General features: G+C 73.2%; 9 protein-coding genes. 2 read left to right on the forward strand and 7 right to left on the reverse strand.

Translation table 11 applies throughout. The features are described from left to right. Positions 1–46: 46 nt before the first annotated feature. The 5 genes from CCN29_RS27195 to CCN29_RS27215 all read right to left on the reverse strand — a co-directional run bounded on the left by CCN29_RS27195 (position 47) and on the right by CCN29_RS27215 (position 5,249). Entirely contained in the window at positions 47–979 is a 933-nt protein-coding gene (locus CCN29_RS27195; RefSeq protein WP_006132733.1) for a carbohydrate ABC transporter permease, read from the reverse strand. A 121-nt stretch (positions 980–1,100) separates the two neighbouring features. After that, entirely contained in the window at positions 1,101–2,831 is a 1,731-nt protein-coding gene (gene araD / locus CCN29_RS27200) for an L-arabinonate dehydratase (protein WP_086685230.1), read from the reverse strand. Next, positions 2,819–3,772, reverse strand: coding sequence for a dihydrodipicolinate synthase family protein (locus CCN29_RS27205; protein ID WP_086685233.1), 954 nt, complete (start codon positions 3,770–3,772; stop codon positions 2,819–2,821). Before CCN29_RS27205 ends, araD begins: the two co-directional genes overlap by 13 nt. Continuing rightward, the gene (locus tag CCN29_RS27210) at positions 3,769–4,458 is read right to left on the reverse strand and encodes a GntR family transcriptional regulator (RefSeq protein ID WP_031062264.1); all 690 of its coding nucleotides are present in this window, start codon (positions 4,456–4,458) and stop codon (positions 3,769–3,771) included. Before CCN29_RS27210 ends, CCN29_RS27205 begins: the two co-directional genes overlap by 4 nt. A 197-nt stretch (positions 4,459–4,655) precedes the next feature. After that, positions 4,656–5,249 carry a TIGR03086 family metal-binding protein gene (locus tag CCN29_RS27215; protein WP_031019853.1) on the reverse strand — a complete coding sequence of 198 codons (594 nt, stop codon included), beginning with the start codon at positions 5,247–5,249 and terminating at the stop codon, positions 4,656–4,658. Between the two features lie 150 nt (positions 5,250–5,399). On the opposite strand from CCN29_RS27215, the gene CCN29_RS27220 reads away from it, so the two are divergent. Then, positions 5,400–6,635 (forward strand): MFS transporter, encoded by a 1,236-nt coding sequence (locus CCN29_RS27220; RefSeq protein ID WP_442538508.1) that lies wholly within the window; start codon positions 5,400–5,402, stop codon positions 6,633–6,635. On the opposite strand, the gene CCN29_RS27225 is transcribed toward CCN29_RS27220, so the two are convergent. Both CCN29_RS27225 and CCN29_RS27230 read right to left on the reverse strand, forming a co-directional pair. Beyond that, positions 6,572–7,741, reverse strand: a complete 1,170-nt coding sequence (locus tag CCN29_RS27225; RefSeq protein WP_086685239.1) for a hypothetical protein — start codon at positions 7,739–7,741, stop codon at positions 6,572–6,574. The two genes, CCN29_RS27220 and CCN29_RS27225, sit on opposite strands and share 64 nt — an antisense overlap. Then, positions 7,738–8,679, reverse strand: a complete 942-nt coding sequence (locus CCN29_RS27230) for a 5-dehydro-4-deoxyglucarate dehydratase (RefSeq protein WP_006132740.1) — start codon at positions 8,677–8,679, stop codon at positions 7,738–7,740. The genes CCN29_RS27225 and CCN29_RS27230 overlap by 4 nt, the downstream gene beginning before the upstream one ends. Before the next feature lie 250 nt (positions 8,680–8,929). On the opposite strand from CCN29_RS27230, the gene CCN29_RS27235 reads away from it, so the two are divergent. Continuing rightward, on the forward strand, positions 8,930–9,739 hold the full coding sequence (locus tag CCN29_RS27235) for an NAD-dependent epimerase/dehydratase family protein (protein WP_031019844.1): 810 nt from the start codon (positions 8,930–8,932) through the stop codon (positions 9,737–9,739). Positions 9,740–9,855: the final 116 nt, after the last annotated feature.

A 9,855-nucleotide genomic window follows, 5' to 3' on the forward strand; every position in this document is an offset into this window, starting at 1 on the left:
GCGGCCGGCGCGGGGGCGGGGACGGCAACGGTGGCCTCCTTGGTGATCACTTCTCGCCTCCGAACTTGCTCAGCCGCAGATAGACCGTCGAGCAGAAGAGCAGGATCACGAACGCCACCGTGGTCAGGGCCGACGCGTAGCCGAAGTCATGGGCGTCGACGGAGGTGTTGGCGATGTACAGCGGCAGCGTGGTGGTCGTGCCGGCGGGTCCGCCGCCGGTCAGCGTGTAGAGCAGGTCGACGTTGTTGAACTCCCACACGGCGCGCAGCAGCGTGGAGAGGATGATGGCGTCCTTCAGGTGCGGCAGCGTGATGTGCCAGAACTGCTTGAAGCGGCTCGCGCCGTCCACCTCGGCGGCCTCGTACAGGTCCTTGGAGACGGACTGGAGGTCGGCGAGGATGAGGATCGCGAAGAAGGGCACGCCGCGCCACAGGTCGGCGACGACCGCGGCGGGGAACACCGTGGAGGTGTCCGACAGCCAGCTCACCCCGTACTCGCCGATGCCCATGTCCGCGAGGTAACGGGTGATGCCGGTCTGGGAGTTGTAGAGCAGCACCCAGATCGCGGAGGTCAGCACGCCGGAGACGGCCCACGGGGAGAAGACCAGGGCGCGGCCGAGGGCCCGGCCGACGAAGGTCTGGTTGACGACGAGGGCGAGGGCGAGTCCGAACAGCAGCTGGAGGCCGACCTCGACGAACACCCACTTGGCGCTGAAGACGAGGGTGTCCCAGAAGAGGGGGTCGTCGGTGAAGATGCGGGTGAAGTTGTCGAATCCCGCGAAGCCGTTCCGCCAGGGCTTGGTGGGGTTGTAGTCCCGCAGGCTGTAGTAGAAGACGCTGAGCACCGGGTACGCGATGAACCCCAGCATGAGCAGGGCGGCCGGCGCGATCAGCAGGTAGGGCAGTCGGCGGGGTGCGGCGGAGGCACGGCGCCGCCTCGGTGGCGCGGGCGGTTTCGCCACGGCTGCGGCTTGGGCCATGACTGTTCTCCGTTTCTCGGTACGTCGTGCTGTGCGGGGTGCCTGGGCCGAGCCGGTGGCGCTTGACAGGAAGCGCTTTCTGCACGGGTGTGCGGGAGCCTGGTCCGCCCGGGCGGGCGGATCAGCCCGCGTACGGGTCCTGGACGACGCCCGGCCGGGCGAGGAACTCGAAGTCGCAGCCGGTGTCGGCCTGGGTGATCTGGTCGAGGTAGAGGGCGCCGTATCCGCGTTCGTAGCGCGCGGGCGGCGGCGTCCACTCCGCGCGGCGGCGGCGCAGCTCCTCGTCGTCCACGTCGAGGGTGAGGGTGCGGTTCTCGACGTCGAGGGTGATCGGGTCGCCGGTGCGCACCAGCGCGAGCGGCCCGCCGACGTGCGACTCGGGGGCGACGTGCAGCACGCAGGCGCCGTAGCTCGTGCCGCTCATCCGGGCGTCGGAGATCCGGACCATGTCCCGCACGCCCTGCTTGAGCAGGTGGTCGGGCAGCGGCAGCATCCCGTACTCGGGCATGCCCGGACCGCCCTTGGGGCCCGCGTTGCGCAGCACCAGCACGGTGTCCGCGGTGATGCCCAGCGCCGGGTCGTTGATGGTCCGCTGCATCTCCTTGTAGTCGTCGAAGACGACGGCGGGACCGGTGTGCCTGAGCAGGTGCGGCTCGGCGGCGATGTGCTTGATGACGGCGCCGTCGGGGCAGAGGTTGCCGCGCAGCACGGCCACCCCGCCCTCGGCCGCGACCGGGTTGTCGCGGGTGCGGATCACGTCGTCGTCGTGCACCCGTGCGCCGGCGAGCTGGTCGCGCAGGGTGTCGTGGCAGACGGTTGGACGGTCCAGGTGCAGCAGGTCCGGGATCCGGGAGAGGAACCCGGGCAGCCCGCCCGCGAAGTGGAAGTCCTCCATGAGGTACGTCCGTCCGCCGGGCCGTACGTTGGCGAGCACAGGGACGGTGCGGGCGACGCGGTCGAAGTCGTCGAGGGTGAGCTTCACTCCCGCGCGTCCGGCCATGGCGATCAGGTGGATGACGGCGTTGGTGGAGCCGCCGAGTCCGAGGACGGTCGTGACCGCGTCCTCGAAGGCGTCCGCGGTGAGGATGTCGCCGATCCTGCGGTCCTTGTGGATGAGGTCGACGATCGTCATGCCTGCCTTCGCGGCCATCCGGTCGTGTCCGGAGTCGACGGCCGGGATGCTGGACGCGCCGGGCACGGTGACGCCGAGGGCCTCGGCGGCGGCGGTCAGCGTGGACGCGGTGCCCATGGTCATGCAGTGGCCGGGCGAGCGGGCCAGGCCGCTCTCCAGTTCCTGCATCTCGCAGTCGCCGATGACGCCGGCCCGCTTGTCGTCCCAGTACTTCCACATGTCGGTGCCGGAACCGAGGGTCTCGCCCCGCCAGTGCCCCGGCAGCATGGGCCCGGCGGGCACGAACACGGCGGGCAGTCCGGCGCTCGCGGCGCCCATCAGCAGGGCGGGCGTGGACTTGTCGCAGCCGCCCATCAGCACGGCCCCGTCGACCGGGTAGGAGCGCAGCAGCTCCTCCGTCTCCAGGGCGAGGAGGTTGCGGTAGAGCATGGGGGTCGGCTTCTGGAAGGTCTCGCTGAGGGTGGAGACCGGGAACTCCAGCGGGAAACCGCCCGCCTGCCACACGCCCCGCTTCACGGCCTGCGCGCGGTCCCGCAGGTGGACGTGGCAGGGGTTGATGTCGGACCAGGTGTTGAGGATCGCCACGACCGGCTTGCCCAGGTGCTCCTCGGGCAGATAGCCGAGCTGGCGGGTGCGGGCGCGGTGGCTGAAGGAGCGCAGGCCGTCCGTGCCGTACCACTGGTGGCTGCGGAGCTCTTCGGGTGACTTCATATCGACCATCCGGCGGCGATGGCGGCGACCTCGGCGCGCTCGCTCTCGGGCAATTGCCTGCTGGGCGGGCGGACCTCACGGCGGCACAGCCCGAGGGAGGCGAGGGCCTCCTTGACGACGGTGACGTTGTTGGCGGAGCCGTTGGCGGCGCGCAGTTCCTCGAAGCGGCGGATCTGCTCCCACACCTTCATGGCGGTCGGGTAGTCGCCGGAGCGCAGCGCCTCCAGCATGGTCAGCGACACGGACGGGGCGACGTTGACCAGGCCCGAGGTGAAGCCGGTGGCCCCGGCGGCGAAGTAGGAGGGGGCGTACGGCTCGGCGAGCCCCGCCACCCACACGAAGCGTTCGAGACCCGCGTCGCGGGCGAAGGCGGCGAACCGGGCCGCGTCCGGCACCGCGTACTTCACGCCGATCACGTTGGGGCAGGCGTCGGCGAGTTCGGCGAGCCGGGCGCCGGTGAGCTGCGCGTTGCGGATGTACGGGACGACGCCCAGCTCGGGCACCGCCTCGGCGATGGCCCGGTGGTAGTCGACCCACCCGCTCTGCGACACGTACGGGTGGACGGGCTGGTGCACCATCACCATCTGCGCGCCGAGGTCGCGGGCGTGCCGCGCGGAGGCGACCGCCGTGGGCACGTCGTGGCCCACCCCGACGAGGATCGCGGCCCGGTCGCCGGCCTCCTCGACGGTCAGCTCGGTGACGAGCCGCCGCTCGGCGGGGGTGAGGGCGTAGAACTCGCCGGTGTTGCCGTTGGGGGTGAGGGTGGTGATGCCGCCGTCGAGGAGGCGGCGCAGCAGCGCCCGGTAGGTGTCCGGGTCGACGGAGCCGTCCTCGGCGAACGGGGTGACGGGGATCGCCACCACGCCGGCCAGGGCCGCGCGCTGCGCCTCGAACGACGGGGGTCCGGCGGTGCGGGGTGCGCGCGCCTGGGCGGGAGACGTGGTCGTCATGCCTGACCGTCCTTCCGGGAATCGCGCTCCGCCGCCGGCTCGGTCTCGAACTCCGCCTCGGGGAAGGCGCGTCGGACGAAGGACGCGATGTGCGCGTGCAGGGCGCGCGCGGCGCCGTCCGCGTCCCCGGCGAGGGCCAGGTCGAGGATCACGCGGTGCTCGTCGGCCTCCCGTTCCCAGGACGGGTCGGCGGCCCAGGCGACCGCGGAGACCAGGGCGGCCTGGTCGCGGACCTCGTCGAGCATCCGGCCCAGCAGCGGGTTGCCGCAGGGCAGGTAGAGGGCGCGGTGGAACTCGCGGTTGGCGAGGGAGCGTTCGGCGGTGTCGGTGGCCTCGTCGGCGCGGGTCAGCGCCTCGCGGGCGTCGTCCAGGGAGGCGCGGCGGCGCACGGCGCGCTTCAGCGCTTCCGGTTCGAGCAGCAGCCGCACGTCGTAGACCTCGCGCGCCATGTCCGCGTCGACCATGCGCACCGTGACGCCCTTGTACTGGCTCATCACCACCAGTCCGGTGCCGGCCAGGGTCTTGAGCGCCTCCCGCACCGGGGTCTTGGACACCCCGAACTGCGCGGCGAGGTCGGTCTCGACCAGGGCCTGGCCGGGGGTCAGCCGGCCGGTGAGGATGCGGCGTTTGATCTCCTCCAGCACGTACTGCGTGCGGGAGGGGATCGGCGTGGGCACAGAGGTCATGCGCGCCTCTCGGATCTCGCGTCGGATCGCGTATCGGATCTCGCGTATCGCGTCTCATATATGACGTACGAAGTACGACGCGGACGACCGTAGGAGCGGGCCGGTGGTTCGTCAATGCTTCTGACAAAGGTGGGTCGGATTGCTTGTCCCCGGGGCACCTTTCGGAGGCGCTTTCCGCGGGCGTGGACCAAGCTGCTTCAGCCGCGCCTGGACCAGCCCGGGTCGCGGCCGCTGAGGCCGATCGCCCGGTCCAGCAGCGGGGCGTCCGCCGGGACGGGAACGACCGGTCCGAAGATGCCGTCGTCCCGGTCGCCCTCCTCGGCGGCGGCCCGCAGGAAGGCGTGGGCGTGCTCCAGCGCGGCCGGGTCGGGCGTGTACGGCTGTCCGGTCGCGCGGGCCAGGTCCCAGCCGTGGACCACCAGTTCGTCGAGGGCGACGGCGGCGGTGACCTCGCCCGGCATGTCTACGCCCCCGGCGCGTGTCATGCCGGTCCAGGCCGCCGGGTCCCGCCAGGCCTCGGCGAGTTCACCGAGCGCCTGGGGCAGTTCGGCGCGCCAGGCGGGTCCGACGTCCGGCAGGGCGTCCTGGGGACCGGTGTCGGTGGTGGCCCCGAGGTCCTTGCGGCCCGCGTCACGGAAGGCGACGGCCAGTCCCAGCAGGTGGCCCAGGACATGACGCACGGCGTATGCGGGGCACGGCGTGCCGTCCGACAGCTGCGCGTCGGTCACCCCCTCGGCCAGGCGGGCGACGATCCTGGTCTGCGGTCCGAAGTCGAGCGGAGTGTGGGTCATGGCTGCTCCCGTGAGGCGGTGGCGTACGAAGGGGTGACCGGACACGGCCGCGGAACTCATCGGCGAGCGGTTCCGGCGCCCGCCCCCGTCCGCTCCCTAGGGCATTCGCCCGATGCCGTCGCCGCCGCCTTAGGGCCACGATGACCAGGCATGACGACGAGATGGACGGCGGTCCGCGTGCTGCGTGACCGCACCGCGGGGCGGTGTCTGACAGCGGTGGTGGTCTCCGGGTTCGGCACCTCCGCGCTGTGGCTGGCGTCGGGGGTGTGGGTCAAGGACCTCACCGGCTCGGACGGGCTCGCGGCGCTGTGTCTGCTGGCGATGTGGGCGCCCACCCTGGCCGGCCCGCTGCTGGGCACGCTCGCCGACCGCCACCGGCGCCGGCCGCTGCTGATCACGCTGAGCCTGCTCATGACGGCGCTGCTGCTGACGCTGTGCGCGGTGGACGGACCCGGGGAGCTGTGGCTGCTCTACGCGGTGCTGTTCGTGTACGGCGCGGCGGGCACGGTGCACGACGCGGCGGAGTCGGCGCTGGTCGCGGGCGCGGTGGACGGCTCCCTGCTGGGCGACTTCAACGGGCTGCGGATGACCGCCAACGAGGGCATGAAGCTGCTCGCCCCGCTGGCCGGCGCGGGGCTCTACACGGCGTACGGCGGGCCGGGCGTCGCCGTCCTGGACGCGGCGAGCTTCCTGGCGGCGGCGCTGGTGTACCTGTCGCTGCGCCTGCGGGAGGATCGGCCGGCGCCCCGGCGGAAGGACGGCCGGAGCGCGACCGCCGAGGGCGTCCGGCGCCTGTGGGCGGACCCCGTGCTGCGCCCGCTGGTGCTGGCGGGCGGGGTGACCATGCTGTGCGCGGGCGTGAGCGGGGCGCTGACGTACGCGGTGGTCGAGGACCTCGGCCACCCGCCCGCGTACGCCGGGGTGCTGTACGCCGTGCAGGGGGCGGGGTCGGTGGCGGTCGGGCTGCTGTCGGGCCCGGCCCTGCGCCGGCTTGGCGCCCGGCGGTTCGCGGTGTGCGGCATCGCCCTCCTGGCCGTCGCGGTGGCGCTGCGCGCGGTGCCGTACGACCCGGTGGCGTGGGCGTGCTCGGCGGCCATCGGAGTGGGGCTGCCCGCCGCGCTGATCGCCGCGCTCACGAGCGTGCAGCGTCGCACCCCGGGCCCGCTGCTGGGCCGGGTCACCGCCACCGCGAACACCCTGGTGTTCACGCCGAACGTGATCGGCCTGGCGGCGGGCGCGGCGCTGGTCGTACTCCTCGACCAGCGCGTGCAGTTGGTCGTCCTCGGGGTGGTGCTGGGGGTGACGGCGGCGGTGCTGGCGGGTCAGCGGCCGGACAGCGCCGACCGTACGGCGGCGAGGTCCGCGTCCGACGCCAGTCCCGCGTGATAGAGCCGCAGTTCGGTCGCGCCCAGGCGGCGCGCCTCGGCGGCGTCGGCCGCGAGGGTGCCGGGGCTGCCGCCCATGCCGGAGACGACGGTGAAGTTGGCGGCGAGCACGGCGCCCTCCCTGCCTTCGCGGGCGAACGGGGCGATCGGGCCCGGGTCGCCGGTGCAGGGGACCACCACGCCGTCGGCGACGGAGAGGACGTGGGCGGGGTCGACGCCGGCGTTGGCGCCGCAGTGGTAGGACACCGGGTCGGCGTGCAGCAGCACCTGGAAGCCGTCGGGAGCGGCCCGGCGCACGGCGGCGACGGCCGCCTCCTGGAGGGTGCGGGCGGTGCGGTCGCGCCAGGCGCGCGTGGCCTGCGCCCGGGTGTCCCCCAGCAGCTTCTCGATGCCCGGCCAGGCGCCCGCGGACGGCGCCTCCCCCCGCCACACGGGGTCCAGCGCGTCCCGTACGGCGGCGGCGAGCGCGTCCGCGTCCAGGCCCTCGGCGCCGTAGCCGTCCCGGCAGGCGGGGCAGAAGCACAGGGACATCAGGTACTGCCCGGCGTCCCCGAGCGGGACCCCGGCGGTCTTGTCGTGGGCGTGCAGATGGGCCAGCCCGTACCAGCCGAGCGACTCCAGTTCGGTGCCGCGCGCCCCGGGACGGACGGCCGCCTCGGCGGCGAGGTCCGTCAGGTAGGCACGCACGTCCGGCTGCGCGATGCACGGCGCCCAGGGGTAGCGGTCGCCGTAGGCGTTGACCACGGAGGTGTCCGGATGCTCCTCGCCGAGGCGGGAGTTGTGCGCGAGCACCACCCAGGTGTGGACCTCGAGGCCCGCGTCCGTGAGCGCGGCGGCGGCCTCGCCGTAGGCGTCCCCCGGCGCCCAGTCGCCCGCCGGACGGGGCCGCGGCACGCGCCCGGCCCAGCGGGACCCGTCGGCCGGGTACAGCACGGCCGCGTACTCGGCGGTGACCACGCGGTGCCGGGGATGGCGGGGGGTCAGCGCGCGGGTCGAGTGGTAGGCCGAGGCGAGGGTCACCTGGGCGGTGCCGAGCTCCGCGATCCGCGCGGGCGCCCCGGGGTCCCCGTTGACGTCCCAGGGGTAGACGAACGCCGATGCCTTCACATGCCCTCCTCGAGCAGCGCCTGTCCCCGCTCGATCAGCTGAGCGAGCTGCTTGAGATGATCCCCGGCCGGCTCGTGCAGCGGGGGGCGGACCTCCCCGACGTCCAGCCCGCGCAGCCGCACCCCCGCCTTGACCAGCGAGACGGCGTAGCCCTGGCCCTGGTCGCGCAGTTCGACGAACGGCCGGTAGAAGTGGTCGGTCAGGCGGCGCACGGTGGCCTCGTCGCCGGTGCGCAGGGCGGTGTGGCAGGCGAGGGCGATCTCCGGCGCGAAGCAGAACACGGCGGAGGAGTACAGGGTGACGCCGAGGCCGTGGTAGGCGGGCTGGGTCAGCTCGGCGGTGGGCAGCCCGTTGAAGTACAGGAACTCCTCGACGCCGGCCGTGCGCACGGCGCTGACCGTGCGCTGCATCAGGTCGAGGTCGCCGAAGCCGTCCTTGAGGCCCACGACTCCCTCGGTGCGGGCGAGTTCGACGACGGTGGCGGGGCTGAAGACGGCGTTGTCCCGCTGGTAGACGATCACCGGCAGGGAGGTCGCGGCGGCCAGCTCACGGTAGTGCCGCAGCAGCCCCTCCTGCCCGGCCTTCACCAGGTACGGCGGCATGGCGAGCAGCCCGTCCGCGCCGGCGGCCTCGGCCAGCCGGGCGTAGCGGACGGCGAGCGCGGTGCCGTAGCCGGCCCCCGCGACGACCGGGACGCGCCCCTCGGCCGCCTCCACCGCCACGCGCACGCAGGTCTCGAACTCCTCGGGCGTCAGCGCGTGGAACTCGCCCGTGCCGCAGCAGGCGAAGACAGCGGCGGCCCCGGCCTCGACGCCGCGCCGCACATGGAGCCGGAAGGCGTCGGGGTCGACGGCGCCGTCGGGTCCGAAGGCGGTGACCGGGAAGAACAGCGGCCCGCTGGGGATACTGAGTCGCGCGGCGAGAGGGGCTGGCGTCACTGTCTCTCCCTGGTCGTGATTCTGGTCCATATTCTTGATTGGCGTCCATATTTCTGAACGACACCACGCTAAGACGGGCCAGGGAGGCAGGTCAAGCGGATCGCCGCGCAGGGCTGACACGGCCAGGGTGACGCAGGGACACTTGACGCATCCCGTCAGGGCTCCTTAGCGTGTCCATGCACGTGAACGCTGTGCGTCCACCTGCATGTTCTCTCCCGTGTTCCGGCCGGCGCCGCAAGGAGACCCGCAGATGCCCGCTCCCCGCACCGTCCTGCTCACCGGCGCCGCCGGCGGACTCGGCACGCTGATGCGGGAGCTGCTCCCGCCCTACGGCTACGACCTGCGGCTGTTCGACATGCGGCCGGTCGACGGCGCGCCCGACGCGATCGTCGGGGACCTGGGCGACCGGGACGCCGTGCGCGAGGCGGTGCGGGGCGTCGACGCGGTGGTGCACCTGGCGGGCATCTCCCTCGAATCGTCCTTCGACAAGATCCTCAAGGCGAACATCGAGGGGACGTACCACCTGTACGAGGCCGCCCGCGAGGAGGGCGTGCGCCGGATCGTCTTCGCCTCCTCCAACCACGCCGTCGGCTACACCCCGCGCCCCCAGGGCGACGACCCGCTGATCCCCGTCGACACGCCGCGCCGGCCGGACACCTTCTACGGGCTGTCCAAGTGCTTCGGGGAGGACCTGGCCCAGCTGTACTGGGACAAGCACGGGGTGGAGACGGTCTCCGTGCGGATCGGGTCGTGCTTCCCGGAGCCGACGAGCGTGCGGATGCTGTCGGTGTGGATGAGTCCGGCGGACGGGGCGCGGCTGTTCCACGCCGCGCTGACCGCGGAGGGGGTGGGGCACACCGTGGTGTACGGCTCCTCCGCGAACACGCGGTTGTGGTGGGACCTGGGGTCGGCGCGGGCGCTGGGGTACGAGCCGCGGGACGACTCCGAGGTCTTCGCGGAGAAGCTGATCGCAGAACACGGCGAACTGGACCCCCGGGACCCGTCCCACGCCCACCTGGGCGGCCACTTCACCACAAACCCCCCGATCTGGCCGTACTGACGGTCACCGGAGTGCCGCGGGCTGCTGGACGCCGGGTGCGGGCCGCACGGGGCTGATCGCGCAGTTCCCTGCCGACTGCGGGCAGTCGTGCCGCTTGGGGCGGCACGGGTGGGCGC

The organism is Streptomyces pseudogriseolus, assembly GCA_002154585.1.
Classification (GTDB): domain Bacteria; phylum Actinomycetota; class Actinomycetes; order Streptomycetales; family Streptomycetaceae; genus Streptomyces; species Streptomyces pseudogriseolus.